This is a genomic window from Primorskyibacter flagellatus, from assembly GCF_900176485.1.
Lineage (GTDB): Bacteria > Pseudomonadota > Alphaproteobacteria > Rhodobacterales > Rhodobacteraceae > Primorskyibacter > Primorskyibacter flagellatus.
The window spans coordinates 113,248-139,638 of the sequence record NZ_FWYD01000003.1; the positions used below are offsets into that span (position 1 = coordinate 113,248).

Consider the following 26,391-nt stretch of genomic DNA (forward strand, 5'->3'; position numbering starts at 1 on the left):
GATGGCTCTGCGGCCTGTTTCCTTTGGAGTCTGGAGAAGTGGACAATGTTGCGTCATTTGATGACCGTTCTCATGCTGGTTTTTCTGACGTTGCCCGCTGCGGTGCGTTCGCAGGAAGCTGAAGCACTTCCGATTGATAGATCCGCCACGGGCGGGGCGCAGACATTGGAAGATATTCTACGGCGCCAGAACGGCGAGCCGGTGGATGACAGGTTTCGCCGCGAAGCGATTGGTGGGGATGCGGTGAGTGCGCCTGGTCTGGGCCCGTTGGGTGGCGCGTCCGATCCGGAGCTTTGGCGGGCTTTGCGCTATAACGAAGCGGAGGTCACCACCTCGACGCGCGGTGATCTGGGCAAGGTGCTGGTGCAGGATGGCGGCATGCGGTGGTACGAGTTTCGTCGCGGGCCGCTGGTTACCTATGGCGGCTGGTTGCTGCTTGGCACGATTGCTGCTCTGGTTGTGTTTTTCCTTCTGCGCGGGCGCGTCCGTATCGAGGGCGAGAAAACCGGCAGGACGGTCACGCGGTTTCAGGCGTTCGAGCGGTTCTCGCACTGGCTGGTCGCCGGGTCATTCGTGCTGTTAGGGTTGACGGGTCTGGTCACCCTGATGGGCCGGATGTTCATTGCGCCCTATCTGGGGCTAGAGGCGAACGCGACCCTGCTGACGATTTCCAAGCTGATCCACAATAACGTGGCCTGGGCTTTCATGCTGGGGCTGATCCTCGTATTCGTCCTGTGGGTCTGGCACAATATTCCCAATCGGCTTGACCTGGTCTGGATTTCGCAGGCGGGCGGTATCATCGGCAAGAAGCATCCGCCGGCAAAGAAGTTCAATGCCGGGCAGAAGCTGGTTTTCTGGTCGGTGATCATCCTGGGGGCGTCCCTGTCGGTTTCGGGGTTGTCCCTGTTGTTCCCGTTCGAAATGCCGCTATTTGCCAAGACGTTTGGCATCCTCAACGATATGGGCGCGCCCGGTTGGTTCGGTATGGACCCCTTGCCCGCGTCGCTGGCCCCGCAAGAGGAAATGCAACTGGCGCAGCTATGGCACGCCATCGTTGCCTTCGTGATGATGGCGATCATTCTTGGGCATATCTATATCGGGACTTTGGGAATGGAGGGCGCGTTTGACGCCATGGGCTCTGGCGAGGTGGATGAAGCCTGGGCGCATCAGCATCATTCGATCTGGCTGGAGGAGGTGAAAGCCGAAGAAAAGTCCCCGGCCAGCGACGCCACGCCAGCGGAGTAGGCGGGTGCAACGCGCGCTTATCCTCGCCATCTGGCTCTGTGCGACCTCTGCGGGCGCGCAGGATTTCACCACGCTGAAAGGGCATGGCGGCCCGATCATGGATATTGCCGTGGATGGTGACGGGCGCGTTGCAACCGCCAGTTTCGACAATTCGGTGGGCCTTTGGGAAGGGGGCGCACCTGTCTGGCTGGAAGGGCACGCGGCTGCGGTCGGCGTGGTGACATTCCACGGCGACGGGATGCTGGTGTCAGGCGGCGATGATTTCAGCGTGCGTCTTTGGTCCGAAGGTGGCGTGAGCCGCGTGCTGGGGCAGCACCGGGGCAAGGTCACGGATGTCGCCGTCTCGACCGAAGCGGGGCTGGTGGCGAGTGCATCCTGGGACGGGACCATCGGGCTGATGCCGTTGGATGCAGACTGGGCCAGCGCGCATTATCCGCCGCTTGAAGAGCCTGAGCCACGGTTTCTGGAAGCGCCGGGAGCGGTAAATGCGGTGGCATTTTCTGGTCCAGATACGCTCTATGCCGGGACATCTACGGGCGAGTTGATGCGCTTTGACCTTGCGAAGGGTGCGATGCTGCCGATTATCCGTCACGGGTTCGGGATTAACGAGGTGATCGTGACGGATGACTGGATCGCCTATGGCGCGGTGGATGGCGGCACCCGCATCATTGATCATGAAGGTGCCGAGATTGCCGATTTCACGCTTGACCGGCGCCCGATCCTGTCGATGGCCCATCATGCCGGGACCCATCAGCTCGCCGTCGGGGACGGGCATGGCTATATCATGATGCTGGACACCGAAGATTGGCGGATCACGCGCGACTTTCGGGCCACACGCGAAGGCCCGGTCTGGGCGCTTGCCTTTTCGCCTGACGGGACGACGATCTGGGCGGGCGGGCTGGATGACGTGGCCTTTGGCTGGCCCGTTGCCGCGCTGGATGCATTTGAGCCTGGGATTTCCGGCGCGCGCAGTTTCCTGCGCCCCGCCGAGGACATGAGCAATGGTGAGCGGCAGTTCATGCGCAAATGTTCGATCTGCCACGCGCTTGGGGCGGAAGCGTCCCGCAAGGCCGGGCCGAGCCTGCACGGTCTGTTCGGTCGGCGTGCCGGGACAGTGCCGGGCTACAATTATTCCGCGACACTGACCGGATCGACGATCCTCTGGGATGAGACAACCGTGGACGCTCTGTTCGACGAAGGCCCGGACCACTATGTTCCGGGAACAAAGATGCCGATGCAGGTGATCGCAGCGCAGCAGGATCGTGCCGATCTGATAGAGTTCCTGAAACAGGCCACGCGCGCACCGGTGGAACATGAGGAGTAGGGCAAAATGAAATCTATGTTGATCGCCTTTGTCGCCATCGCCGTGATCGGTGTGGGCGCGCATTACGCGCTGCAAGAGGTGGGGTTCTCGGCGCAAGAGGTCTCTTCCGGGCCGTCCGTCCGGCTTGACTGACCTTTACAGGCGTTGCGAAGGGGTATCTTTGCGATGAAGGGTCCAATCAACGCGTCCGATGAATATAGCGCGCCCTTGTCCGGGGCGTCGATTCTGGTGATCGACGACGAACCCGGAATGCGCAATTTTCTGAAGAAAATCCTTGAACCCAGGGTCAAGCGGGTGGAGCAAGCCGCGAGTGCGAATGAGGCGTCGCGCAGGCTGGATGAGACGCATTTCGATCTGGTCATCGTGGATAACATCATGCCCGGAATGTCCGGGCTGGACTGGGTGACCGAGCAGCAGCGGCTGGGGTTTTTCGCGGACACGATCCTGATGACCGCCTATGCCGATCTGGAAACCGCGATTGCCGCCCTGCGCGCCGGGGTGAGCGATTTTGTGTTGAAACCGTTTCGCGCCAATCAGATCCTTGGTGCCGTGGCCCGCACGCTGGATCGCAAATACCTGCGCCGGGACAACACGCTTCTGCGCCGGGAATTGTTGTCGGATGTCGGTTACGGGCAGTTGCTGGGCAAGTCCGAGGCGTTGAGTGCCGTCCGCGCGCTGCTGCACAAGCTGGCACCTTTACCGACACCGGTGTTGTTCACGGGGGCCAGCGGCACCGGCAAGGAATTGGCGGCGCGGCATCTGCACAAGCTGTCGGACCGCGCCGAAAAGCCGTTTGTCACCGTCAATTGCGCGGCGATTTCCCTGGATCGGATTGCCGCGGAACTGTTTGGTGTGGTCGAAGAGAACGACCGGCTGCGCCCCGGTCTGTTGCTCCTGGCTGATGGCGGGACGCTGTTTCTGGACGAGGTCGCGCAGATGCCCGAGCAGCTTCAGGTCGCGCTCTTGCGGGTGCTGGAGGATCAGCGCGTCCGCCCGGTCGGCGCTGAACGCGAGTTGATGCTGAACCTGCGCTTCCTGTTTGCCACCAATGCCGATCTGGAACAGGCCGTGGCGGATGGCAGGTTTCGCGCCGATCTTTACCACCGCATCAACGTGTTCGAGATTTCCATGCCGCCGCTTCGGGACCGGTCAGAGGATATTGTCGAATTGGCGGCGTTGTTCATGGACCAGTTTGCCGTGACGCTGGGCATGCCGGGGCTGGATCTTGATGCGGAAACGCTGTTGAAGATGCGGCGCTACGACTGGCCGGGGAATGTGCGCGAGTTGAAGAACCTGATTGAGAGGTCGGTGATTCTTGGCGCGTTCCCCGAGGGGTTTACGGGCGGTGCGGCCATCTCGGGCACGCAGGCGATCGAGAATCTGGATATGGTCACGCAACGCCACATCCTGCACGTTCTGGACCTTTGTGATGGCAACCGGGCCGAGGCCGCGCGTCGGCTGGGCGTGTCGCGCAAGACCATCGACCGCAAGGTTGCCAGTTGGGAGGCCTAGCCTCAGACGTTGTAATAGTCGCGATACCAGCGCGCGAACCGGTCGATCCCCTCGCGAAAGTCCGTTTGTGGGCGATAGCCGGTCAGCGTGTGCAGCAATGAAGCTTCGGCCCATGTGGCGGGCACGTCGCCTTTCTGCATTTCCATGTAGTTGCGCTTTGCCTTCACGCCAAGGCTGTCTTCGATCGCCTCGATGAAATCCAGCAGCCGTACCTTGTCCGAATTGCCGATATTGACGACGCGGTAGGGTGCCACTGGCGACAGGCTGTCGCCCTCGGGCACCACGCCATCTTCGGGCCGCACGGGTGCTGCGTCTATCAGCAGCCGAATGGCGCGGACCAGATCCTCGACATAGGTGAAGTCGCGATACATGTCGCCCTGATTGTAGATGTCGATCGGGTCGCCTTTCAGCATCGCGTTGGCGAATTTGAAATAGGCCATGTCGGGCCGTCCCCATGGGCCGTAAACAGTAAAGAACCGGAACATCGTCGTGGGCAGGTTCCACAGATGCGCATAGGAATGGCCCATCGCCTCTGTCGCCTTCTTGGTGGCGGCGTAGATCGTCATCGGCGTGTCGGCCTTGTCGGTCTCGCGGAAGGGCATTTCGGTGTTCGCGCCGTAGACAGAGCTGGTGGAGGCCATCAGCAGGTGATCCACTTCGTGTCGACGGGCGGCCTCCATCACGTTGAATGTGCCGGTGACATTGGCATCGACATAGGCGCGCGGATTTTCAAGGCTGTAGCGCACACCCGCCTGGGCGGCCAGATGCACGATCACGTCGGGGCGGAAATCGTCGGCCGCCTTGTCGAAGGCGGCAACATCTTCCAGCATCGCCTCTGTCATCGAAAACCTGTCCGATTGCAGCAGCATCGCGTTGCGGCGCTGTTTCAGGGTGACGTCGTAATAATCCGTCATCCCGTCATACCCGTGTACCGCGTAACCTTCGGCCAGCAGAAGCTGCGCAAGGTGAAAGCCGATGAACCCTGCGGTTCCGGTGATCAGGATGCGGCGCATATCAGGTCTCCACGGTCTGTTTCTTCTGGGTGCATAAATGATGCAGGCCTGACGCGTATCTGCCAGAGGATCGGGCCGGTGTCGACGTCAGACTGTCCATGTTGCTCGGTTTGCACATGGTACGTTCGCAAAACCCAAACGCACGCCGCATCTTCCAACCGTCAAGGCACCGCGTTAGGCTTTGTCTGCCGGCATCTCGACAAAGGACCCCTTGGATGAAACCGATCCGCTCATTTCTGTTCGTACCAGCCAATAAGGAACGGATGATCGACAAGGCCGCGGATGCGGGTGCCGATGCGATCATCCTCGATCTCGAAGACAGCGTGCCGCCGGACGAAAAGGCACAGGCCCGTGCGCTGGTCGCAGGCAAGATTGAAGGTTTGGCGGCAAAGGGGCAGCGCGTCTGGGTTCGGGTCAACAAGTCGGCGCATCTTTATGACTACGACGATCTGATGGCCGTGGTGCAGCCGGGACTGGAAGGCATCGTCGTTTCCAAACCCTGGGGGCCGGAGGATGTGCATACCGCAGCCTGTATGGTCGCGGAGGCCGAGAGCCGCAACAATCTGGAGATCGGCTCTGTCAGGCTGATCCCGATCCTTGAAACCGCCCGGTCGATGCAGTTGTGTTTCGAGATTGCAGAGCATCCGCGCGTTGCCGGGATTGTCGGATGTACGGCAAAAAATGCCGATGTGGCCCGCGCGCTGGGGTTCATCTGGACCGTGGAAGGGCGCGAAACCGATTACCTCAAATCGCGTGTGGTCATGGCCGCCCGCGCCGCCGGAAAGCTGCCGATTGGAGGGCTATGGCAGCAGGTCAAGGATCTTGACGGGCTGGAGAGCTTCACGAAATACGACCGCCAGTTGGGCATGGCGGGGGATTTGATCCTGCACCCCTCGAATGTCGAGGTCGTGAACCGCGTTTTCACCCCCACGCTCGAGGAGGTCGCCTATTACAGGGGCATGGTCGATGCGCTGGACGCGGCGCAGGCGGCCGGGCGGGCGTCGGTCATGTATGATGGCGAGCATATCGACATCGCCCATGTAAAGACCGCCCGCGACATCATTGCGCTGGCCGAAGGGTTTGCCGAGAGACGTTGAATCAGCCCGAGGCCGCCGGGGATTTCAGTTGCAGCCCACTGCGTTTGCACTGCGCGACCAACACGTCGTTCTGATTGTAGGCACGGTGGATGAAGGTGACGATTCCGGCATTGGGGCGCGATTTGCTGTCGCGCAGTTCTGCCACCTCGGTTTCTATCCGCAATGTATCGCCGTGAAACACCGGCGCGGGAAAGCGCACCTCGTCCCAGCCCAGATTGGCAATGGCCGTACCCAGCGTCGTGTCGCCGACAGAAATGCCAACCATCAGCCCCAGCGTGAAGCCGCTATTGACCATGCGTTGGCCGAATTCGGTTTCTTCCTGGCAGTATTTTTCGTCCAGATGCAGCCGTGCGGGATTATGCGTCATTGCGCAAAACATCACGTTATCCGTCTCGGTGACGGTGCGGTGCAGCGCATGTTTGAAAACCTGCCCGACCTCCAGCTCATCGAAATATAGACCTGCCATCTGTTGCCCCTTATTTACGGTGCCGGTCGCGCGGATCACGCGGCCGGCTTGGTAAATCAGACATTAGCAAGCGTCGCGCCGGTTGTCTTGTGGTGCGAAGGGCGTCATGCGCGGCGCGCGTGGCGAGGCCCCGGTTCAGATGACCGGGGCAGGTTGCGCAAACTTTGCGCGGGCTTGGCGAAACGTCAGCAGGCGGCGCGTTTCTTCATCCCACAGATGCATCCGGGCGTTGCGAAAGCTCTCGCGGATGGTCAAGCGGTTGCCATCGGCCAGTTCGGAATGATCGCGCAGGACTTCCGGTAGTCGGTAGAACGGGATGCGGCTATAAAGATGGTGCACATGGTGGATGCCGATATTGGCGCTCAGCCATTGCAGGACAGCAGGCATGACATAATGCGAGCTTCCGTGCAGCGCCGCGTCATGCAGTTGCCAGTTTTCGTCCGTGTCCCAGTGAGCCGTTTCAAACTGGTGCTGGACGTAGAAAAGCCAAACGCCCGTGGTGGCCGCCAGCAGGGTCGAGGGCAGAAATATCAACAGAATCGGCATCACGCCGCCGAAATACAGGATCAGGCCCAACCCGATCAGCACTGCCGCATTGTTGCACATCGCGCTGACCCAAAACCGCGCACGCCCCATCAGCCCAAGTGGCACGCGGTTCTGCACCAGAAAGATATATCCCGGCCCCAAGCCGAACAGGATGACGGGGTGTCGGTACAACCGGTACATCAGCCGGTGGAATGGCGTCAGTGCGCGGTATTCTGCAACTGTCATGGTATGGATGTCGCCCATGCCTCGCCGCCCCAGATTGCCAGAGCTGCTGTGGTGGACGGAATGGGTGTGTCGCCAGACGCCGTAGGGGGTCAGGGTCAGCACGCCGATCACCCGGCCCAGCCAGTCGCTCATCGAGCGGTTCTTGAAATAGGCACCATGCCCACAATCATGTTGAATGGCGAAAAGACGCAACAGGAATGCGGCATTGACCACCGAGATCGCCAGAGTCAGCCAATAGCTGATCCCAAGTGACCACCAGGCCAGCGCCCATAGCAGGACGAAGGGGCCAAGCGTCACGCCAAGCTCAAAAAGGCTGCGGGATGTGTCAGGCTCACGGTATCCTGAAAGGATCTTGATCCATTCTCTTGCAGGTCGGTTGGCGGCCTGAAGCCGGGTCGGGTCAGTTTGATCGAACATGTGCCTGCTTTTTTATCGTTGTCACCCGATCTCATAGACCAATACACCGCAGTCGGAAACTGCGCATTTTGGACATGATCGCAGAATCGCGCGCGTTGATGCCATATTTATTGCCGTCTCCGGGCATACATCGACATCTGGTTGAGTCCGCTGTCTGCAATACGCGTCAGGGGGCAGTCAACGCCATGCATTGTGTCCTTTGAGGATATTGCAACTAGCCCTTCAGGACGGTCAAAAATCTTGTGACATCTTGCTCTGGCAGGGACCAGTCGCATACCAGCCTGCCGGTCAGGAATTCGTCGGGGTCGTTACCTTCCTGCGTGCCTTCCCACAGGTGATAGATCGCACCGGCGTCTTGCAGGCGTTTATGCGTCGCGCGGGTCAGCTGTGCAAAGACCATGTTCGCGGCAGGTTCAAAGGCAAAGTCCACGCCGCAGTCGCGCAGCCCCTGGGCCAACTGTGCCGCCCGCTCGTTGGCCAAGCGCGCGAGGCGCAGCCACAGATCGTCCGTCAGATAGGCTGCCATCTGCGCTGAAAGATATCTGTGTTTGGAAAACAGATGACCGCCGCGCTTGCGCCGATATTCGAATTCCTGCGCGCGATCCGGATCAAACAGGACAACTGCCTCGGCACCCATCAGGCCGTTTTTGGTGCCACCGAAGGACAGCACATCGACGCCCGCCTTCCATGTCATCTCAGCAGGGGAACAGTCCAGCGCCACCAGCGCATTGGCGAACCGCGCACCATCCTGATGCACGGGCAGGCCGTAACCCTTGGCGACAGCGGCGAGCGCGTGCAATTCGTCCAGCCCGTAGACGGTGCCGCATTCGGTGACTGAGGTCAGCGAGACACAGCCCCGCTGTGGTCCATGCACACCCCGATTGCCCTCGGCCTCGATCGCCGCGCGCAAGGTTTCCGGCGTCATCCGGTCCCCGTCGCCGACCAGCGTCAGTTTCGCGCCGCCGGTATAGAATTCCGGCGCATTGCATTCGTCCTGATGGATATGGGCCACCGGGGTGCAGAAGATCGTCTGCCAGGGCTGCGTGACCGTTGCCAGACCCAATACATTGGCGGCCGTGCCGGTCGCGACAAGGTAGACCGCTGCTTGCGGTGCTTCAAAGATCTCCCGGATGCGGGTCTGCACCTCGGCGGTCAGTGGATCGTCGCCATAGCCCATCGCATAGCCGGAATTCGCCTCTGCGAGCGCGTCCAGCACCTCTTGCGGGACCGGGCCGGAATTGTCTGATGCGAAATACATCTTCTAGATCGGCTCCTCGATGATGTGGTCTTCCCAGTCGTCTTCGTCGATCTCGAACTCCGGGACGGTGCGATGTTGCATCGACACGCCCGCGGCATGAACCGTGTCGGGATCCCCTGAAATCAACGGATGCCAATCGTATAGTGGCTTGCCCTCCCATAGCAGCCGGTAGGCACAGGTGCGCGGCATCCAATAGGCGTGACTGTCAATATTTTCGGGTTTAAGCACGATGCATTCAGGTACAAACTGGTGGCGGATCTCGTATTTTGCGCAACGGCAGGTGGTGTCGTCAAACAGCCGGCAAGCAACGCGGGTCAGCTCTACATGGCCGGTATCCTCGTCCTCCAGCTTGTTCAGGCAGCACTTGCCGCACCCGTCGCAGAGCGCCTCCCACTCCGCGACCGTCATCTGCCGCAAGCCTTTGGTCTCCCAGAAGCGTGGAGCCAAACCAGTCCGGTCGATGGGGTCCTTGGCCGGCTTCATGCCTGAACCAGAATTTTGCGTGCCCGGACGCAGTCCTCGTCCATCTGCGCGATCAAAGCGTCCAGGCTTTCGAATTTCTCTTCGCCGCGCAGGAATTCCACCAGCCCGACGGACAGCGTTGCGCCGTATAGATCGCCTGAAAAATCGAACAGGAAGGTTTCAAGATTGGGTTTTTCGCCGTTGAACATCGGCCTGATCCCGATAGATGCAGCGCCGTGATACTGCCCCACATGAGGACCGTCCAATACGTCTACCAGCACTGCGTAGACGCCGAATTTTGGCCGGTGCAGCCCGTCGATGGACATATTGGCCGTTGGGTAGCCCAGAACCCGGCCACGTTGTTCGCCGCCGATGACGCGGCCTTCGATTCGGTGCCAGTGGCCCAGTTGCGCCGCCGCGTCACGCGGGCGGCCCTCTGACAAAGCCGTGCGAATCGCGGTCGAGGAGACCTGCCCGCCTGAGCCTTCCAGCAGTTTAGCTACCGTCACGCCGAAGCCCATTTGCCGCCCGAATTGTTGTAGATCGCTGACATTGCCCGACCTGCCTTTGCCAAAGCAGAAATCCGCGCCAACCACGACATGCCGAAGGCCAAGCCCCGTATGGATCACGCGGCGGGCAAATTCATCAGGCGTCAAAGAGGCGAGAGCGGCGTTGAAATTCAGCTCATACAGCCGTTCAACCCCCAGTTTTTCCAGACGCGAGGTGCGCGCCGTGCGACGCATCAACCGGAAAGGCGGGCTTTCGGGGGCGAAATATTCACGCGGATGCGGCTCGAAGGTCAATACGCCCAAGGGCGCATCCGGCGCGGCCTCCTGTGCCATCCGGATCACCGCTTGGTGCCCAAGATGCACGCCGTCGAAATTTCCGATAGCGACGCTGGCGCCGCGATCTTCAGGGGCTACATACTGATAGTCGCGGATGATCCTCATCCGATTGGCCTATCCGCCCCGCGCGTCGTGTTCAAGCGAGAGATGTGTCGTCGCGGCCAACTATGGGCGTCTGTGACGGGCCGGCTGCCATGCGTCATGCCGCAAAAGCTGTACCTTCGGTCAGTCGAACTTGCGTGACGGCGCCAAAACGACAGCCTCACCGATCAGGACCTTCTTGCCATCGACCGCGCAGTGACATTCCAGCGTCACACGACGCTTGCCATGATCAATCCCGGCCACTTTGACCTCTGCATAAACCATGTCGCCGGGACGCACAGGTGCGAGAAATTTCAGCGTCTGACCCATATAGACAGTACCATGTCCGGGCAATTGTTCGCCAATCACCGCAGAGATCAACCCGGCGGTCAGCATGCCATGTGCAATTCGGCCCTCGAATATTGTATCCTGCGCATAGTCATCATCCAGATGCACAGGGTTCCGGTCGGTGGAGACCTCGGCGAACAGCTCGATATCGCGATCGGTCACCTGTTTGCGCAGGTGGCGTGTCATCCCCATCTCGATATCTTCGATGCAGATGGTTCCGCGAGGCAAATTGTCGAACATCCGGCCCTCCATGGCAAACTGCCTTGTAATATTCAGACGATAAGTCGCCCTTCTGGGAAACTTTATTACTTCGCAGTCGCAGAAAAGCAAGTCTTTTTAAGGTCAGCGAAGCTGTCCAATAGTATAGGTTGGAGAAACCTGTTCCTTTTCGAGATAGGTTTTCAGCGCCGATTCGTCGGGCTGATGAGAGGTTTTGGTCTCTTCTGCCGCAAGCCCACCGGAAATGAACAGCGAATCGATATCTTCGCCCATGGCGCCCTGAATGTCGGTCAAGACGCCGTCCCCGACCGCCAGAATGCGAGAATCGGCCACATCCTTGCCAAGTTCCGCCAATCTGCGCCGCGCCAGATCATAGATCGGCGGGTAGGGCTTGCCGAAATAGAGGCTCTCGCCACCCATTTCAGTATAAAGTTTGGCAAGTGCCCCTGCGCACCATTCGCGCTGGTCCCCGCGGTCAACAATGATGTCGGGATTGGCGCAAAGAAGTGGCAGTCCCTTGGTCTTGGCCATCAGGAACTCGGGTCGCATGACCTCGGGATCGGCGAGGGGGTCCTCGGGGCCGCAGCAAACGATGCCTTCGGCCTCATCCAGTTCCACCCGGACAATCTCGACCGGATCTTCCACCAGATGCAGCGGGTCGAAAAAGCTCAGGTCATGGGGCTGGCCGATGAACCAGACCTTGCGGCCGACGGCACCGCGAAACATCGCAGCCCGACCGGAATCGCCCGACGTGGCGATTGTGTCATAGGCATCTGTCGGCACACCAAATTTCTCAAGCTGCTTTGCAACCTCGTTGCGGGCTCTTGGGGCGTTGGTCAGCAAAACCACCGCGCCACCACGCTGCCGGTAAGCCTGCAATGCCGCGACCGCGTCCGGCAGGGCCTTTATGCCATCATGCACGCATCCCCAAAGGTCCACGAACATCGCGTCATAGGTATCGGAAATCTCGGAAAGCGCAGAGATGATCTGGGTCATGGAAGGGGCCTTTCGGTGACAGCATCATGTTCACCGATCTATGCCGTAGCCCGCGCGGTTTGACCACACCATTGCAAAACTCCGCGCACAAGGTGTTTTGTCTGAAACGCGCACGATCCGTTCAGAAGTCCTCAGAACGGAGCGGGTGGCTGCATTGACGTGCTGAAAACGAACAGGGCACCCGCGGGCACCCTGATGCAATTCTGAAATCCTGGTGGTTCAGACCTTGAGGTTCGGAATGATCTGCTTTTTGCGGCTCATTACGCCGGGCAGCACGACTGTGTCACCGTTGACTGACGCGTCAAAGCTCTTTTCGGCCACGGCCTTCACCAGATCGTTCGGAACAAGCAGCGTCGCCTCTTCGTTCAGGATGTCCACGACGAACAACAGCACCTGATCGACGCCGTCTTCCTTGGCCACGTCGGTCATTGCTGCCATCAGGCTGTCCTTGCGCGACAGAACCTGCGCCGGCGCGGTGGTTTCCAGAACCGAGACCCGGAATTTTGTGTCGCCGACACCGTATTCCTTGGAATCCATGCGCAGAAGCTCGGCATCTGAAAATTCGCTGACGTCTGATTTGGCCGCAAACATTTCGGCGGCATATTCGGAGATATTTATGCCCAGTTGCTCGGCCAGGGTCTCGGCCACGGCGCGGTCATGGTCGGTTGTGGTGGGCGAGCGGAATTCCAGCGTGTCCGACAGGATGCAACTGAGCGCGGCACCTTTGATGGCGTCGGGCATCTTTGCGGCGTCTTTGCCCATCAGATCGACCATGATCGTGGCGGTGCAAGCCAGCGGGCGCACGGTGATGTCGATCGGGCCCTTGGTTTCCAGGCCGCCGACCAGCTTGTGGTGGTCGATGATGCCCACGATATCCGCCGCATTGATGCCTTCGGGCAGTTCGGCGGGATTATTGGTGTCGACGATGATCACAGGAGCGCCTTCGGCCACGTCCGAGATGATTTCGGGTTTGTCGAGGTTCCAGCGTTCCAGCATGAAGGCGGCTTCGGTATTGGGTTCGCCCAGAAGCTTGGGCGCCGCAGCCTCGCCCTTCACCTCATTGAGATACCAGGCCCAGATGATCGGCGAACCGGTCGAGTCGGTGTCGGGAGATTTGTGGCCAAAAACCTGCGTGGTCATGTCATGCGTCCTCTTGATGTCCCAAGGCAATTTGCGCGCCTTATAGGCAAGCGCTGGAGGCTTGTCACCCGTCGCTGCCGGGGTGCGACATTGCAGTCGGTCAGGTTTGTGATTGCGCACGGAGCGGAGCGAGGGGCCAGCCCCTCGCGCTCCCCGGAGTATTTTTGCCAAGAAGAAGAGGGGCGGTGTCAGAAGGTTTGGTCATAGGCGCCGACGTCCGGTTCTGTTCGGATAATTGCGTCGATATCTTCGAAGATTGCGCGCAGATCCGCCTCGCTTCTGGTGCTTTCGCAGACGACCACGAGATTCGGAGTATTGGAGCTGGCGCGGACCAGCGCCCAGCTGCCGTCTTCCAGCAATACGCGCGCGCCGTTCACGGTGACGATACCGGAGATTGGCCGCCCGCCCAAGGTGCCGCCTGTTTCTGTCATCTCTTCCAGTCGGGTGACGATGCGGGCGAGGATGTCGCGCTTTTGCGTATCGGCGGCGAAGGGCGACAGTGTCGGGGTCGTCCATGTCTGCGGCAGAGCGCGGCGCAGATCCGAGATTTTCTTGTCGGGGTTGCGGTCCATCAGCTTGCAGATCTCAACGGCGACGCGGAGCCCGCAATCATAGCCGCGGCCCAAGGGTTCGGCCAGAAAGTAGTGGCCCGATTTTTCAAAACCGGCCAGCGCGCCCAGCTCTTTCACGCGTCGTTTCATGTGGCTGTGGCCGGTTTTCCAATAATCGGACCGCGCGCCATTCTTCTGGAGCACGGGGTCAGAGGCGAAGAGGCCGGTGGATTTCACATCTGCCACGAACATGGCACCCGGATACAGCCCTGACAGATCGCGCGCCATGATCACGCCCATCTTGTCGGCGAAAATTTCTTCTCCTTCGTCATCCACGACACCGCAACGGTCACCGTCACCGTCGAAACCGAGCGCCAGATCAGCGTTGTTGTCACGCAAGCAGGTTGCCATGTCATGCAGCATCTCCAACGCTTCGGGATTGGGGTTGTAATGGGGGAAAGTATAGTCGAGCGTGCAGTGCCTTTCGACCACGTCGGCACCGATACGGCGGAGCAAGTCGGGTGCGAAGGCACCTGCAGTGCCATTGCCGGTGGCGCAAACCACGCGCAGCGGCCGACTGAGACGGAAGTCGCCAGCAAGATCGTCGAGATAGGCCTCGCGCAGGCCTTCAACCACCTCCCATGAGCCACCCGGAGCTGCGACGCCGCGGCCTTCCAGCACGATATCGCGCAGCTCTGCCATTTCTTCGGGACCATGGGTCAAGGGGCGTTCAAACCCCATTTTCACTCCAGTCCAGCCGTTCGGATTATGTGACGCGGTGACCATCGCCACCGCAGGCACATCCAGATGAAACTGTGCGAAATAGGCCATCGGAGACACGGCCACACCAATGTCCAGCACCTTGATACCGGCCTGCATCAGCCCCAGAATCAGGGCGTTCTTCACTTCTTGCGAATAGGCCCGGTAGTCGTTCCCCACGGCGATCACCGGAGCGATCCCGCGCGCGTGCATCTGCGTGCCCAACCCCAGGCCGAGCGCCGTCATGCCGGGCAGATTGATCTCTGACGGGTATTTCCACCGCGCGTCATATTCGCGAAAGCCGGTTGGTGCGATCATCGGCTGGCTGAGAAACGCCCAACAGTTGGGCGTCACGGTTTCCAATGGCTTCATGGGATCACTTTCTGGATGTCGGGTGCCGCATCGGGACCGCAGGTTCGGTTATGAGGAAATCTGTTCGCGCAGGATCGACGCGGTAAGAGAGATCATGAGGTAAATCCCGCCAAAGATCAGGAATGCCAACACGGTGTTTTCGAATTTGCGCGGATAGCTGGGGTCTTCGGAGGCGACCGGCACAACGCTGGTTGTCAGGTAGCGTGCCTGACTGCTGGCATCGCGCCGTGACGTTTCCAGCGTGACCAATGCCGATTGCAGCACTTCGTTGGCGGCGGCCAGATCTGCCTGCGCCAGTTGAATTTGCACGGCCAGTTCGGCCAATGAGTTTTCGCCCGAAACCGTTGCCGTCATCTGCGATCTGAGGTCCGCCAGCAATGCTTCGAGCCGCCGCACATCGGCGCGCGATCCCTCGACCCGGCTGCTGTTGGGGCGGGCATTGTCCAGAAGCGCCTGAAGTTCCAGCTGCTTTTCCTGCAACAGCACCTCGATATTGTTGATCTGCCCGCGCAGAGCCGCAATGCGCCCCTCGGGATCAAGGATCTGCCCTTCGTTCTGCATTCGAACCAGCCGTTCCTGGGCGTTGCGCCGTTCGGCTTGCGCCTTTTCCAGGGCCTGCTCAGCATCCTGCACGGCATTGGACCGCTTGCGCAAAGACAGGTTATCGACCCTTTCCTCGGCATAGGCGATCAGGGCGCGGCTGAATTCAGCGCCAAGGACCGGGTCTGCGGCCACCACCTCCATCCGGATCACGCCTTCTGTGGGATCATAGCCGATCTCGATGTTGCGCTTGTAGACCTTGTAGGCCTGCTCGTTGGACGGATCACTTTCCAGCCTCTGGATCGGGTCTATTGCCGGATCGCTGTAATGCGCCTTGAACCCTTCATCCTCATTCAGCCGCAGCATGGCGTCCTTGGATTGCAGATAGGACTGAACCGCGATCGCGTCCTGGTTGGTCGCGAATTGTGTGCCGCTGAAAAAGCTTGACCCGCCACCGCCACCGCCATCGGATTTCAGAATCAGAAATTCGGATTTCGTCGAGTACATGGGCGTGGCGATATTGTAGAAATAGTAGCCCACCAGAATCGTCGGCAGCAGCACGAAGAAAGCCAGCCGCGTCAACAACAGGGCGGTCCGCCGCCGTCGTCGTTTTGCGATGTCGCGCTGAACCTTCATGATCTCGCGAGAGCGGCGTTCGGCCGGGCTGATCTCGGTCGAGGGCAGGGTATTGCCTTTTTCGGGCAGGGTTTGAGGCAGTTGCACGCGGTCGTCCGGCGGTATTTTCCCGGATGGCCGCTGACCTGCCCCGCCATCGCCTTCTGCATCTGGGGCGCGGCCCGCCATCACCAGCTCCAGCGTGTTGACGCGGGAAAACGGATCAATTCCCTTGATGCGGAGCAGCCGCACGGCATCGTGGTCCGTGGGCGGCGCAAGCCCGTGTTTCTGCGCAAGTCGGCGCGCCATGCGCAACTGTCGGCCGGTCAGCCCTTCTTTGTGGATCTCTTCCAGATCGGTCGAGCCCAGCGGGTTTTCTGTTTCCTGCTCTGTCGGCGCAGGGGCTGCGTCTTCGGCAACAGCATCTGGCTCCGGCGCATTGCGGGGCACAGGCCGCTGCGGAATGCGAAATTTTCTAGCCTTGGGTTTCGTAGTCATAAAGCTGCTTCGCCTCTTCCAAGGTTTCAAACATATGTAGCTGGCCATCCATCAAGACGGCAGCCTTCCGGGCGAATTTCTCCAGCACCTTGGCCTGGTGCGAGACGATGATGATCGTGGTTGTGCGCAATCTTTCCGCCAGAAGATCGCCTGCCTTGCGATTGAACGCCACATCCGTCGAATTCGGCATGCCCTCGTCGATCAGGTAGATGTCAAAATCCAGTGCCAGCATCAATGCAAAGGTGAACCGCGACCGCATGCCCGCTGAATATGTCCCCAGAGGCTGGTCGAAATACTCCTCCAGCCCACAGAGCCAACGACAGAAGGCTTCGACATAGTCGGGGTCCAGCCCGTAAAGCCGCGCGATGTAGCGCGAATTTTCCATCGCCGAGTGTTTGCCCACCACGCCGCCCATGAAACCAAGCGGAAACGACACCCGACAGCTGCGGCGAATTTCCCCCTCATCGGGTTTTTCCAGCCCTGCCATCATCTTGATCAACGTCGTCTTGCCGGTGCCATTCGGCGCGAGAATGCCCAGGCTTTCGCCCAAGGGAACCTGGAACGAGACCTTGTCGAGGATTACCTTGCGTTGTGTGCCGGTCCAGAAGGACTTGCTCACATTGTTGAATTCCAGCATCGAATGCTCCGGCGCAAATGCGCTTTGCCTGTATGGTGCCTGACCATATTGCACGAACCAGGCGTGTATACGGCCCATATTATGACGGTTTGGTTGATCAATTGGCAACATCCTGACGAATTGTTTCGATTGCAGACGTACAAACGCGGCGCAGGCGACGTTGGCACGGCGTTCTTTCTTGCCTGACATTGAAAAAACCAGTCGGCGCGATACGATTCAGGTCAAGAAAATCCAACGATGATCTGAAAATGCACCGCACAACGCCAAGCCGCCCATATGGCCACTAACCCGCCCTTGACCGAGCAGATCCGCAATTGCTCGATCTGCAAAGAGCGTTTTCTTGCCACTGCCACGCGCCACACGCCACGTCCCGTTGCCTGGTTCCAGCCGGGCGTTCGCATACTTGTTGCTGGACAGGCACCCGGCAAGCGAGTGCACGAAACCGGCTTGCCGTTTTTTGACCGTTCAGGTGACCGGTTGCGTGACTGGATGGGGATCGACAAAGACACGTTCTATGACACTGACCGGATCGGCGTGCTGCCGACAGCGTTTTGTTTTCCCGGCTATGATGCCAAGGGCGCGGATCTGCCGCCACCGCCGATCTGTTGGGAAACATGGCACGACCGCGCCCTGCAAGAAATCGGTAAGGTCAGTCTGACCCTGATTGTCGGGGCCTACGCAATCCGGCGACATCTCGGTTCAACCGCGCCGATGACGCAAGTGGTGGCCGGATGGCGCAGCCACGCCCCGGCCACGTTCCCTCTGCCGCACCCATCGTGGCGCAATAATGCCTGGATAAAGCGCAACCCGTGGTTTGAGACCGAACTTCTTCCGGAATTGCAGGCTGCGGTGAAAAATGTCCTGGCTTAGGCGATCAGACAACACTCGCGACTTGGATGTGCCTATGGATTTCAGGCGATCCTCAGGATTTCTGACGCGACGAAGTGCCAGACAGGTTCCTCTTGTTGCAAAGCCAAGGGCGGACTACATCGTCGCGAAGTAGTGTGCCGGTTCCACCCCCTTGTCGGATCCGTGCCAAAGCAGAATGAGGTTCGGGATGACTGAGACCACTCCGCTCGACGTCGCCCACGAGCGCATGCAGGCCGCGCCGCAGGACGACACCTTGCGTCTAAGCTTCTTCGAGACGCTCGCCTCGACAGAACTGTTCCTGATGCTGACTGAAGAGGCACAGGGCGGCTCTCTTTCGCCGGAGATCTTCGAGATTTCAGACAACTCCTTCGTTCTCATCTTTGATCGCGAAGATCGGCTTGCGGGGTTTGTCGGCCGGGCCGTACCCTACGCAGCCCTGCCGGGTCGGGCCATTGCCGGACTTCTGGCGGGCCGAAATCTCGGGCTGGGCTTGAACCTCGAAACCGCGCCGTCATCCATGTTGCTTCCTCCTCAGGCGGTGGACTGGCTGGCGCAAACCCTTGCCCACGCACCGCAGACCGCGCAAGGCAGACCGCGCCAATTCCACGCCCCCACGGATGTGCCCGAGGCGCTGAACACGGCGCTTGATACCAAGCTGGCCAGCGCGGCGGGGTTGGCGCAGGCCGCCTATCTGGTCGGCGTCACCTATGATGACAGCCGCAAAACTCACCTTCTGGCATTCGCGGGGGCAGAGCAGGGAGCCGAGCACGCGCTCGCTGGCGCGGTCAATCAAGCGCTCACCTTTTCTGGGGTCGAAGCCGGCGCACTTGATGTCGTCTTTCTGGCGCAGGATGACCCGATGCTTGGGCGTCTGATACCGCTCGCCCGCCCGTTTGACCTGCCCGCACCACAACCTTCGCAGTCTCGCTGTCAAGATGCTCCGGCAGCGCCGGGTTCGGACCCTGAAAAACCGCCAATCCTGCGGTAACCAATCGCACGCGGGCTCCCAGAATCTCGGATCATGCTGTCAAAATTGCAAAAACGCGGTTCCAGCCAGGCTCATCAGTCTCTTTCTTCTTGGCAAAAATACTCCGGGGAGTGCGAGGGGCTGGCCCCTCGCTTCGGTGGCCATTCCTGGGGCTGTTCTTTATCTGCGATAGCACGGCAGCGCGTCGCCCTGCTTCGGCTCGGCTTCGTAGACACCCCGTGCAATGGCCCGCGACAGGCAAAGCGCGGCGGCGTGTCCAATCTCGGCCAGCCCCCCTAACGGGTCTTCGAGCGGCCGGGCTGCAGTGGATGCGGCGAATACCAAGTCGCCATCCACCGGCGCATGGGCCGGCACGATGGCGCGACCTATTCCGTCATGTGCGGCCACGGCCATGCGTTTGGCCTGTGTCTTGGTCAGGGCGGCATCGGTGGCAACAATGGCGATGGTCGTGTTCGCCCCCTGGACGCCTCCGATCAACGCCATCTTCCGGCTGTCGGTCTTTCGCCCCAACCCGCTACGCAAATCCGGGCCCAGCCCGCCGAACTCTGTCCCAATCTCGAACGGGGCGGCCCAGAAATGCTGCTCTCCATCCGTGGTGACGGACCCCATCGGGTTGACGGCCACCAGCGCGCCCACCGTCACGCCATTGTCCAGCACCAGCGAGGCTGATCCCAGCCCGCCCTTGTGCATCGCGGTCAGCGCACCGGTTCCGGCACCAAAGCTGCCCTGTTCGAACATCTCATTCCTTGCCGCGTAGGCTTGTGCCCCTAAAGCGGGGTACGGGTTTTCTGTCCAATCCTTGCGCCCGCCATTCACCAGATCAAAGATGATCGCGGCAGGCACCAGGGGCACGCGCGCAGGCCCAACTGCAAAGCCACGCCCCTCAGTCCGCAGCGCCTCCATCACGCCGGTCGCGGCCGCAAGGCCGAAAGCCGATCCGCCCGACAACACCAGCGCATCGACGGCAGGGGCGGTCTTGTCTGGTTCCAGAAGGTCCGTCTCGTGGCTGCCGGGCGCACCGCCCATGACGGCGTAGGAGGTCACGAAAGGCGCATCTGCCGTCAGCACCGTGGTGCCGGATTTCAGCACCTCGTCCTGCGCGTTGCCGACCCGCAGGCCGGTGACATCGGTGATCAGGTTTCGCGGTCCGGGGGTCATGGAACAGCTCCGTGATAGGCGGGCGATGGCCCGCTGAACAAAAGGCACCGCGTCAAGCGCGGTGCGGGTGTGTCGTCGTTCAGATGCAGCGCCCGCCATCGACTTCCATGCAGACGCCGGTGATCAGCCCGGCCTCGTCAGAGCACAGGAAGGCCGCAGCATTGCCCATGTCTTCGGGGGTGGAAAAGCGACCCATCGGGATGGTCGACAGGAACTTCGCGCGCATCTCGGGCGTGTCCTCGCCCATGAAGCTGGCCAAAAGCGGCGTCTCGCCCGCGACAGGGTTCAGCGCATTGACGCGGAGGCCTTTGGGGGCCAGCTCTACCGCCATCGCCTTGGTTGCCGTGTTCACCCAGCCCTTGGATGCGTTGTACCAGTTCAGACGGGGGCGCGGCGACAGGCCTGCGGTGGAAGAGATATTGAGGATCACACCCGTTCCCTGCGCCTTCATCAGTGGCACCGATGCACGGGCGGTCAGGTAGATCGCCTTGCAGTTTACGGCAAAGACGCGGTCGAAATCGTCTTCCGTCACATCCTCCATAGCTGCGGGCAGGTGCGTGACGCCGGCATTGTTCACCAGAATGTCGATCTTGCCGAAACTGGCCTGAGCCGCAGCGATCATCGCATTGACGCTCACACCGTCGGTCACATCAACAGTTTGCGCCACGCCACCGATCTCATCGGCAATTTTCGCGGCCGCATCCGCATTGATGTCGGCCACCATGACGCGGGCACCCTCGGCGGCAAATTTACGCGCGATCCCGGTGCCGAAGCCGGATCCGGCACCGGTGACGATGGCAGTCTTGTCGCGAAGCCGCATGGAAGCCTCCTTTGGTCAGGACAGGTCAGACGCAGGGTGACCCAGCCGATCAACGCCAAGATGTTCCAAGCAAGGGCGAGGTTCAAGAGCGGGGAAAACGGTTGCTTGCGGGTCTTGTGTTGAAACATCGTCTGCGCGGCGGACAGCGCGGCGTCGATCTTTGCGGCACCCCGGCATGTACCGTCGCATAGAATGCTGTCGTCCGAAGGGGGCTATTGGCAAGGCTCCCAACGACCGGACGGCCGGAGTCTTCGATCAGCACAGGCGCGAGACCGTAAGGCAAGTCAGGCAGGGACATGGAGCATTTCCGGGGTGATGTCCGGCAGGCGGGGGGCGGCGTCCAGCAATTGCCGTGTATAGGGATGCTGCGGGTTCGTGTAGACCTGTCCGGTCGGACCGTCCTCGACAATCTCGCCGTTCTGCATGACCAGAACGCGGTCGGTGATCGTGCGAACCACGGACAGGTCGTGACTGATGAACAGATAGCTGAGCCGGTATTGCCGCGACAGATCGGCCATCAGGTCGAGTATCTGCGCACGGACCCGGACATCCAGCGCCGAGACCGCCTCGTCGAAGATGATCAGTTCCGGCCGGATGATCAGCGCGCGCGCAATGGCGATGCGCTGCCTCTGTCCGCCGGAGAAGGCATGGATGTACTTATCGGCGTCGTCGGGCGACAGTCCTACTGCGGATAACGCCTGGGCGATGCGGTCTCTACGCTCGGATGTATCCGGCTTGGTGGGTAGCAGATGAAATGGCTCGGAGATCAGCTTGCCGACCTTGTGACGCGGGTTGAAGCTGCCATAAGGATCCTGAAAGACGACCTGCATCTTGCGGCGGACCTCTGGATTGGGTCGGCCGTGCGAGAAGACCGGCGCGCCGTCCAGCGCGATCTGTCCTTCCTGCACCGGCTCCAAGCCCAGTATGGCGCGGGTCAGCGTGGACTTTCCGCATCCGCTTTCGCCGACAAGACCGACGCGGTCCCCCTGCCGCATAGTGAAGCTGACGTTATCGACGGCGCGAAACGTCTTGCGCGGTGCAAACGGAATGCGGCGCGGCAAAGGATAATCGCGCGATACCGAGTGCACCTCCAGCAGAGGTCGGGCGGCGGATGGCTGCGGCGGTAGCGACACGCGGTGGCCGGAAGCTGCAAATAGTTGCCTTGTATAGGGGTGTTCCATACGCGCGAAAAGCTGGCACGTCGGCCCGGTTTCGACCACTTTGCCGTGTTGCATGACGGCAATTCGGTCGGCCATGTCGCTGACCACGGCCAGATCATGGGTGATCATCAGCAGCGCCATGCCTTCTTCGCGGACGAGACTCTTCAGCAGGTCAAGGATCTGCGCCTGCGTCGTGACGTCCAGCGCGGTCGTCGGCTCGTCTGCGATCAGTAGCTTGGGGCGCAGGGCGATGGCCATTGCAATAACGACACGCTGGCGCTGCCCGCCGGACAGTTCATGCGGATAGCGGCCAAGCGGAAAGCGGTCCTGCGGCAGGCCGACACGCGCCAGCACCTCTGCCGCGCGGGTACGCGCGGCCCGGCGGTCAGCCGCCGAATGGATCAAGATTGTCTCGGCCACCTGATCACCGATGGTCTGCACCGGGTTCAGTGCTGTCATCGGTTCCTGAAAAACCATGCCGATTTCATTGCCGCGAATCCGACACATCTGCGCTTCGGTCCTGGACAGAAGGTCTGCACCATCCAGTCGAAGGGTGCCGGTCGCCCGCATCCGTCCGGGCAACAGCCCCATGACTGCAAGGGCGGTCATCGACTTGCCGGATCCGCTCTCGCCGGTGAGCGCCAAAATTTCCTTCCGCCGGAGGGTCAGTGAAACGTCTTTCAGGATCGTCTTGCCAAAGATCGCCACATTCACCCCATCAAGGATGAGCATAGGTGTCGCGGAAGGCGCGGAACCGGTCATGTCCGTGCCACCCGGATGCGCGGATCAAGCGCGTCGCGCAGCCCGTCGCCCATCAGGTTCAGCCCCAGCACGGTCAGCACGATGGCAAGGCCGGGCACCAGCGCCAGATGCGGCGCAAAGCTGACCATGGTTTGCGCCTCTGCCAGCATCCGGCCCCAACTGGGCGTCGGCGGCTGCGCGCCAAGGCCCACATAGCTAAGGCCAGCCTCGGCAAGGATGCCAAGGCTGAACTGGATGGTGCCCTGCACGATCAGCAGGTTGGTGACGTTGGGCAGGATGTGTTCCACGCTGATGCGGGTCCGGGACTTGCCGCAGACGCGGGCGGCAAGGATGAATTCACGCTCCCACAGGCTGAGTGCCGCACCGCGGGTCAGACGGGCGAAAACGGGGATGTTGAAAATGCCGATGGCGATGATCGCGTTGATGGCCCCCGGCCCGGCAATGGCGGTGATCAGGATCGCGATGACAAGGCTGGGGAAGGCGAAGATCAGGTCATTGCCGCGCATGATGACCTCGTCCAGCCAGCCACCTTTGCGCGCCGCGGCGGTCAATCCCAGCGGGACGCCCACCCCCATGCCGATGCCCACCGCGACAAGCGCCACCGCAATGGATGTCCGCGCGCCGACCATGATCATCGAAAACACATCGCGGCCAAAATGATCCGTCCCCAGCCAATAACTCGCGCCCGGTGGCTTCAGCTTTGCGGCGATGTTCAGGCTTTCGACGTCAAAAGGCGTCCAGACGAAGGAAATCAGCGCCAGCGCCGCGAAGAACAGGCTGAGCGTGCCGCCGAGCAGGAGGTTGCGGCTGTACCATAGGGTCATGTCCGCGCCCTCAGCCTTGGATCGACGGCGGCGTAGGCCAGATCAACCGCGAAATTCACCACGATCACCGCAAAGACCAGCAGCATGACCACGGATTCTACCACGATCAGATCGCGTTGGGTGATGGCCTGAAAGACCAGCCGTCCAAGACCGGGCAGAAAGAACACCTGCTCGATGATGATGGCACCCGCCAGCAGGAACGAGAATTGCAGTCCGATGATGGTCAGGACCGGAATCAGGGCGTTGCGCAATCCATGCCGCCAGATCGCCTGACGCGCGCTTAACCCCTTGGCGCGGGCGGTGCGCATGAAATCCTCGCCCAGAATATCCAGCAACGCAGAGCGCATCACCCGCGTCAGGATGGCGGCTTGCGGCAGGGCAAGCGCGATGGCGGGCAGGGTCAGCGCCTTCAGCGCCAAAAGCGGATCGTCCCAGCCCGGAAAGCCGCCAGCTGAAAACCAGCGCAGGTTGATGGCGAAGACGAGCACCAGCATCATCGCGAACCAGAAATTCGGGATCGCGACACCCAACTGCGTGGCCCCCATAACGCCCATGTCGCCTGCACTGCCGCGACGAGCGGCGGCGAACAGCCCGGCGGGAAAGGCGATCAAGGTCGAAAGTGCCAACGCCATCAGCGCCAATGGCATCGAGACCCAGAACCGGTCGGCAATCATCTGCGCCACGGGCGTGCGGTAGGTGTAGGACATGCCGAAATCGCCCGAGATCATGCCCGACAGCCAAGCGAAATACCGCGCGAACTTCGGCACATCCAGCCCAAGCTCTGCCCGCAGCGCGGCCACGGTATCGGGCTGGGCGTTCAGCCCCAGCATGAACGAGGCCGGATCACCGGGGGCCACCTCGACGACCAGAAAGATCACCAGACTGGCGACCAGCAGCGAGATCACCAAGGAGGTCAGGCGCTTGAGCAGATATGTCAGCATCGGGTCATGCGGTGCTGGACGGCAACGCGACGCGCCACTGCCACGCGGCGGCTGGATCAGGTCGCGCCAAGGCTGCGGGCCAGCCGCGCGATCGCAGGTCGCGCTGGCGCGCGGTCAAGCGCGTAGGAACGAGGGAACGGATGAAAACGGAAGCAGTCATTCCGTCCAGCGCACCCCGGTCAGATCTGTGGCTTGTGTCGGCTGGTTCTTCCAAAGCCCCTCGATCTTGGCATTGGCGATGGTCGGAAAGGCCAGCTGGAACAGGTAGCCGTTGACGTGATCCTCGGAAATCAAGCGCTGCGCGTCTTTCAGCAGGGCAGAACGGGCGTCCGGATCGGTTTCGGCATTGAGCGTCTCCATGATCGCCGCAAATTCCGGCTTGCCGTATTGGAAATAATAGTCGGGCCGGGCATAGATGCCGATATCCATTGGTTCGGTATGGCTGACGATGCTCAGTCCGAAATTCTTGCCGCGAAACACCTCTTCGAGCCATTGCGCCCATTCCAGGTTGGTAATCTCGGTCTGGATGCCGACCTCACGCAATTGCGCTGCGATGATTTCTCCGCCGCGCCGCGCATAAGAGGGCGGCGGCAGCTTCAGCGTCGTGGTGAAGCCATCGGCCATCCCGGCCTCTGCCAGCAGCTGCCGGGATTTTTCAAGGTCATAATTCGACAGATCAATCAGATCGACATAATCCGGGTTGTGCGGTGCAAAATGCGTGCCGATGGGTGTGCCCAGGCCAAACATCGCACCGTCGATGATCGCCTGACGGTCGATGGCATGGGCCACGGCCTCGCGCACCAGCGGGTTGTCGAAGGGCGGTTGCTTGTTGTTCATCGCCAGAATGGTTTCGCCCTCGGTGGATCCGACGAGGACCTGAAACCGCGGATCAGCCTCGAATTGTGGCAGGTTTTCCGGCGCGGGGAAGCCGACGAAAGCGTCCACATCCTCTGCCATGACGCTGGCAAAGGCGGCGGACGGGTCCGAGATGAAGCGGAATGTGGCCGTTTCCAGCGCGGGGGCGTCACCCCAGTAGTCGGTATTGCGCTGCATCTCGATCCGGTCGCCCTGCACCCAGTTGACGAATTTGAACGCGCCTGTGCCGATGGGACGGGATTTGATCTCGTCGATGCTTTCGGGCGCTACGATCACCGCGTCGCCCCATGCCAGATTGAACAAAAGCGCGCCGATGGGTTGGCTGAGCGTGACGCGCACGGTCAGCGGATCCACGACCTCGACCGAATCTATGGATTCGAACAGGGCTTTCTGGGCATTCGTGCTGTCCTCGGCCCGCGCGCGATCAAGGCTGAACTTGACGTCGCTTGCCTCGAACTCTGTGCCGTCGTGGAAGGTCACGCCCTCTTGCAGATGGAAGGTGTAGGTCAGCCCGTCTTCGGAAATCTCCCAGTCACTGGCCAGTCCGGGAATGACGGCCCCATCTGCGTCGAACCGTGTCAGGCCTTCGAAGACGTTGGAATACAGGACCGAGTCGATAGCGCCAGCGGCCGCGCTGGTCGGATCAAGATGCGGAGGCTCCAGTTGCATGGCAACGGTGATGTCGGTCTGGGCCGCGTGAACCGCCGCGCCTGCACAGATTGAAATGGCCGCAAGGGCCCCGAGGTTCAGTCGCTTCATCGTCGCTCACTCCGCTGTCTTGGGCCGTAAGGTCCCCTGTCAACAATGAGTGTTGACGCGAATCGCA

Annotated in this window: 25 protein-coding genes; 7 read left to right on the forward strand and 18 right to left on the reverse strand. The window is 60.8% G+C overall.

Annotated features, from left to right (window positions below; all coding sequences use genetic code 11):
* Positions 1-45: 45 nt before the first annotated feature.
* Genes B8991_RS05980 through B8991_RS05990 form a run of 4 tightly spaced genes read left to right on the forward strand, consistent with a single transcriptional unit; the run spans position 46 to position 4,081 of the window.
* Positions 46-1,245, forward strand: a complete 1,200-nt coding sequence (locus tag B8991_RS05980; RefSeq protein WP_084351367.1) for a formate dehydrogenase subunit gamma — start codon at positions 46-48, stop codon at positions 1,243-1,245.
* Positions 1,246-1,249: 4 nt separating this feature from the next.
* Positions 1,250-2,569 carry a c-type cytochrome gene (locus B8991_RS05985; RefSeq protein ID WP_143514502.1) on the forward strand — a complete coding sequence of 440 codons (1,320 nt, stop codon included), beginning with the start codon at positions 1,250-1,252 and terminating at the stop codon, positions 2,567-2,569.
* 6 nt (positions 2,570-2,575) lie between these two features.
* Positions 2,576-2,701, forward strand: a complete 126-nt coding sequence (locus tag B8991_RS22140; protein WP_268876729.1) for a hypothetical protein — start codon at positions 2,576-2,578, stop codon at positions 2,699-2,701.
* Between the two features lie 33 nt (positions 2,702-2,734).
* Entirely contained in the window at positions 2,735-4,081 is a 1,347-nt protein-coding gene (locus B8991_RS05990) for a sigma-54-dependent transcriptional regulator (RefSeq protein WP_084351371.1), read from the forward strand.
* Between the two features lie 2 nt (positions 4,082-4,083).
* Here the strand turns inward: B8991_RS05990 and B8991_RS05995 are convergent, their stop codons facing one another.
* Positions 4,084-5,094 carry an SDR family NAD(P)-dependent oxidoreductase gene (locus tag B8991_RS05995; protein WP_084351374.1) on the reverse strand — a complete coding sequence of 337 codons (1,011 nt, stop codon included), beginning with the start codon at positions 5,092-5,094 and terminating at the stop codon, positions 4,084-4,086.
* A gap of 215 nt (positions 5,095-5,309) precedes the next feature.
* Here B8991_RS05995 and B8991_RS06000 point away from each other — a divergent pair, with 215 nt between their 5' ends.
* Positions 5,310-6,191 carry an HpcH/HpaI aldolase/citrate lyase family protein gene (locus B8991_RS06000; RefSeq protein ID WP_084351377.1) on the forward strand — a complete coding sequence of 294 codons (882 nt, stop codon included), beginning with the start codon at positions 5,310-5,312 and terminating at the stop codon, positions 6,189-6,191.
* A 1-nt stretch (position 6,192) separates the two neighbouring features.
* Here the strand turns inward: B8991_RS06000 and B8991_RS06005 are convergent, their stop codons facing one another.
* The 11 genes from B8991_RS06005 to B8991_RS06055 all read right to left on the reverse strand — a co-directional run bounded on the left by B8991_RS06005 (position 6,193) and on the right by B8991_RS06055 (position 17,166).
* Complete coding sequence (locus B8991_RS06005; protein WP_084351380.1) at positions 6,193-6,657, reverse strand: MaoC family dehydratase; 465 nt, start codon at positions 6,655-6,657, stop codon at positions 6,193-6,195.
* A 135-nt stretch (positions 6,658-6,792) separates the two neighbouring features.
* Positions 6,793-7,845 (reverse strand): fatty acid desaturase, encoded by a 1,053-nt coding sequence (locus B8991_RS06010; protein WP_084351382.1) that lies wholly within the window; start codon positions 7,843-7,845, stop codon positions 6,793-6,795.
* A 214-nt stretch (positions 7,846-8,059) separates the two neighbouring features.
* Positions 8,060-9,103, reverse strand: a complete 1,044-nt coding sequence (locus tag B8991_RS06015) for a threonine aldolase family protein (protein WP_084351384.1) — start codon at positions 9,101-9,103, stop codon at positions 8,060-8,062.
* Positions 9,104-9,106: 3 nt separating this feature from the next.
* Positions 9,107-9,586 carry a YcgN family cysteine cluster protein gene (locus B8991_RS06020; protein WP_084351387.1) on the reverse strand — a complete coding sequence of 160 codons (480 nt, stop codon included), beginning with the start codon at positions 9,584-9,586 and terminating at the stop codon, positions 9,107-9,109.
* A complete protein-coding gene (locus tag B8991_RS06025) occupies positions 9,583-10,515 on the reverse strand; it encodes a bifunctional riboflavin kinase/FAD synthetase (protein WP_084351389.1) in 933 nt (310 codons plus the stop codon). The genes B8991_RS06020 and B8991_RS06025 overlap by 4 nt, the downstream gene beginning before the upstream one ends.
* A 120-nt stretch (positions 10,516-10,635) precedes the next feature.
* The gene (locus B8991_RS06030; RefSeq protein WP_084351392.1) at positions 10,636-11,079 is read right to left on the reverse strand and encodes a MaoC family dehydratase; all 444 of its coding nucleotides are present in this window, start codon (positions 11,077-11,079) and stop codon (positions 10,636-10,638) included.
* 102 nt (positions 11,080-11,181) lie between these two features.
* Positions 11,182-12,054: a TIGR01459 family HAD-type hydrolase gene (locus B8991_RS06035; RefSeq protein ID WP_084351395.1), complete on the reverse strand. Its 873-nt coding sequence runs from the start codon at positions 12,052-12,054 to the stop codon at positions 11,182-11,184.
* 219 nt (positions 12,055-12,273) lie between these two features.
* Positions 12,274-13,194 carry a manganese-dependent inorganic pyrophosphatase gene (locus tag B8991_RS06040; protein WP_084351398.1) on the reverse strand — a complete coding sequence of 307 codons (921 nt, stop codon included), beginning with the start codon at positions 13,192-13,194 and terminating at the stop codon, positions 12,274-12,276.
* 188 nt (positions 13,195-13,382) lie between these two features.
* A complete protein-coding gene (locus B8991_RS06045) occupies positions 13,383-14,876 on the reverse strand; it encodes a phosphomannomutase/phosphoglucomutase (RefSeq protein WP_235866559.1) in 1,494 nt (497 codons plus the stop codon).
* Positions 14,877-14,924: 48 nt separating this feature from the next.
* Positions 14,925-16,529, reverse strand: a complete 1,605-nt coding sequence (locus B8991_RS06050) for a KpsE/RkpR family capsule polysaccharide export protein (RefSeq protein WP_084351400.1) — start codon at positions 16,527-16,529, stop codon at positions 14,925-14,927.
* Positions 16,507-17,166, reverse strand: coding sequence for an ABC transporter ATP-binding protein (locus B8991_RS06055; protein ID WP_084352171.1), 660 nt, complete (start codon positions 17,164-17,166; stop codon positions 16,507-16,509). The genes B8991_RS06050 and B8991_RS06055 overlap by 23 nt, the downstream gene beginning before the upstream one ends.
* A gap of 276 nt (positions 17,167-17,442) precedes the next feature.
* Here B8991_RS06055 and B8991_RS06060 point away from each other — a divergent pair, with 276 nt between their 5' ends.
* Positions 17,443-18,036 (forward strand): uracil-DNA glycosylase family protein, encoded by a 594-nt coding sequence (locus B8991_RS06060; RefSeq protein WP_084351403.1) that lies wholly within the window; start codon positions 17,443-17,445, stop codon positions 18,034-18,036.
* Positions 18,037-18,223: 187 nt separating this feature from the next.
* Entirely contained in the window at positions 18,224-19,024 is an 801-nt protein-coding gene (locus B8991_RS06065; RefSeq protein ID WP_084351407.1) for an SseB family protein, read from the forward strand.
* A gap of 159 nt (positions 19,025-19,183) precedes the next feature.
* Here the strand turns inward: B8991_RS06065 and B8991_RS06070 are convergent, their stop codons facing one another.
* The 6 genes from B8991_RS06070 to B8991_RS06100 all read right to left on the reverse strand — a co-directional run bounded on the left by B8991_RS06070 (position 19,184) and on the right by B8991_RS06100 (position 26,324).
* Complete coding sequence (locus B8991_RS06070) at positions 19,184-20,182, reverse strand: P1 family peptidase (RefSeq protein WP_084351410.1); 999 nt, start codon at positions 20,180-20,182, stop codon at positions 19,184-19,186.
* 79 nt (positions 20,183-20,261) lie between these two features.
* A complete protein-coding gene (locus B8991_RS06075; protein WP_084351413.1) occupies positions 20,262-21,002 on the reverse strand; it encodes an SDR family oxidoreductase in 741 nt (246 codons plus the stop codon).
* A 284-nt stretch (positions 21,003-21,286) separates the two neighbouring features.
* On the reverse strand, positions 21,287-22,894 hold the full coding sequence (locus B8991_RS06085; protein WP_084351419.1) for an ABC transporter ATP-binding protein: 1,608 nt from the start codon (positions 22,892-22,894) through the stop codon (positions 21,287-21,289).
* Between the two features lie 26 nt (positions 22,895-22,920).
* Entirely contained in the window at positions 22,921-23,748 is an 828-nt protein-coding gene (locus tag B8991_RS06090) for an ABC transporter permease (protein ID WP_084351422.1), read from the reverse strand.
* On the reverse strand, positions 23,745-24,689 hold the full coding sequence (locus B8991_RS06095) for an ABC transporter permease (RefSeq protein WP_084351425.1): 945 nt from the start codon (positions 24,687-24,689) through the stop codon (positions 23,745-23,747). Before B8991_RS06095 ends, B8991_RS06090 begins: the two co-directional genes overlap by 4 nt.
* A 156-nt stretch (positions 24,690-24,845) precedes the next feature.
* Positions 24,846-26,324, reverse strand: coding sequence for an ABC transporter substrate-binding protein (locus B8991_RS06100; protein WP_084351428.1), 1,479 nt, complete (start codon positions 26,322-26,324; stop codon positions 24,846-24,848).
* Positions 26,325-26,391 lie beyond the last annotated feature (67 nt).

Bases quoted from the DNA above. Each gene is read 5' to 3' on its own strand.
- B8991_RS06050 (WP_084351400.1), bottom strand. From the start codon at position 16,529: ATGACTACGAAACCCAAGGCTAGAAAATTTCGCATTCCGCAGCGGCCT.
- B8991_RS06100 (WP_084351428.1), bottom strand. From the start codon at position 26,324: ATGAAGCGACTGAACCTCGGGGCCCTTGCGGCCATTTCAATCTGTGCA.
- B8991_RS05995 (WP_084351374.1), bottom strand. From the start codon at position 5,094: ATGCGCCGCATCCTGATCACCGGAACCGCAGGGTTCATCGGCTTTCAC.
- B8991_RS06060 (WP_084351403.1), top strand. From the start codon at position 17,443: ATGGCCACTAACCCGCCCTTGACCGAGCAGATCCGCAATTGCTCGATC.
- B8991_RS06095 (WP_084351425.1), bottom strand. From the start codon at position 24,689: ATGCTGACATATCTGCTCAAGCGCCTGACCTCCTTGGTGATCTCGCTG.
- B8991_RS06075 (WP_084351413.1), bottom strand. From the start codon at position 21,002: ATGCGGCTTCGCGACAAGACTGCCATCGTCACCGGTGCCGGATCCGGC.
- B8991_RS06015 (WP_084351384.1), bottom strand. From the start codon at position 9,103: ATGTATTTCGCATCAGACAATTCCGGCCCGGTCCCGCAAGAGGTGCTG.
- B8991_RS06005 (WP_084351380.1), bottom strand. From the start codon at position 6,657: ATGGCAGGTCTATATTTCGATGAGCTGGAGGTCGGGCAGGTTTTCAAA.
- B8991_RS06025 (WP_084351389.1), bottom strand. From the start codon at position 10,515: ATGAGGATCATCCGCGACTATCAGTATGTAGCCCCTGAAGATCGCGGC.
- B8991_RS22140 (WP_268876729.1), top strand. From the start codon at position 2,576: ATGAAATCTATGTTGATCGCCTTTGTCGCCATCGCCGTGATCGGTGTG.
- B8991_RS05990 (WP_084351371.1), top strand. From the start codon at position 2,735: ATGAAGGGTCCAATCAACGCGTCCGATGAATATAGCGCGCCCTTGTCC.
- B8991_RS06030 (WP_084351392.1), bottom strand. From the start codon at position 11,079: ATGTTCGACAATTTGCCTCGCGGAACCATCTGCATCGAAGATATCGAG.
- B8991_RS05980 (WP_084351367.1), top strand. From the start codon at position 46: ATGTTGCGTCATTTGATGACCGTTCTCATGCTGGTTTTTCTGACGTTG.
- B8991_RS06000 (WP_084351377.1), top strand. From the start codon at position 5,310: ATGAAACCGATCCGCTCATTTCTGTTCGTACCAGCCAATAAGGAACGG.
- B8991_RS06035 (WP_084351395.1), bottom strand. From the start codon at position 12,054: ATGACCCAGATCATCTCTGCGCTTTCCGAGATTTCCGATACCTATGAC.
- B8991_RS06070 (WP_084351410.1), bottom strand. From the start codon at position 20,182: ATGACCCCCGGACCGCGAAACCTGATCACCGATGTCACCGGCCTGCGG.
- B8991_RS06055 (WP_084352171.1), bottom strand. From the start codon at position 17,166: ATGCTGGAATTCAACAATGTGAGCAAGTCCTTCTGGACCGGCACACAA.
- B8991_RS06010 (WP_084351382.1), bottom strand. From the start codon at position 7,845: ATGTTCGATCAAACTGACCCGACCCGGCTTCAGGCCGCCAACCGACCT.
- B8991_RS06020 (WP_084351387.1), bottom strand. From the start codon at position 9,586: ATGAAGCCGGCCAAGGACCCCATCGACCGGACTGGTTTGGCTCCACGC.
- B8991_RS06065 (WP_084351407.1), top strand. From the start codon at position 18,224: ATGACTGAGACCACTCCGCTCGACGTCGCCCACGAGCGCATGCAGGCC.
- B8991_RS06090 (WP_084351422.1), bottom strand. From the start codon at position 23,748: ATGACCCTATGGTACAGCCGCAACCTCCTGCTCGGCGGCACGCTCAGC.
- B8991_RS06040 (WP_084351398.1), bottom strand. From the start codon at position 13,194: ATGACCACGCAGGTTTTTGGCCACAAATCTCCCGACACCGACTCGACC.
- B8991_RS06045 (WP_235866559.1), bottom strand. From the start codon at position 14,876: ATGAAGCCATTGGAAACCGTGACGCCCAACTGTTGGGCGTTTCTCAGC.
- B8991_RS06085 (WP_084351419.1), bottom strand. From the start codon at position 22,894: ATGCTCATCCTTGATGGGGTGAATGTGGCGATCTTTGGCAAGACGATC.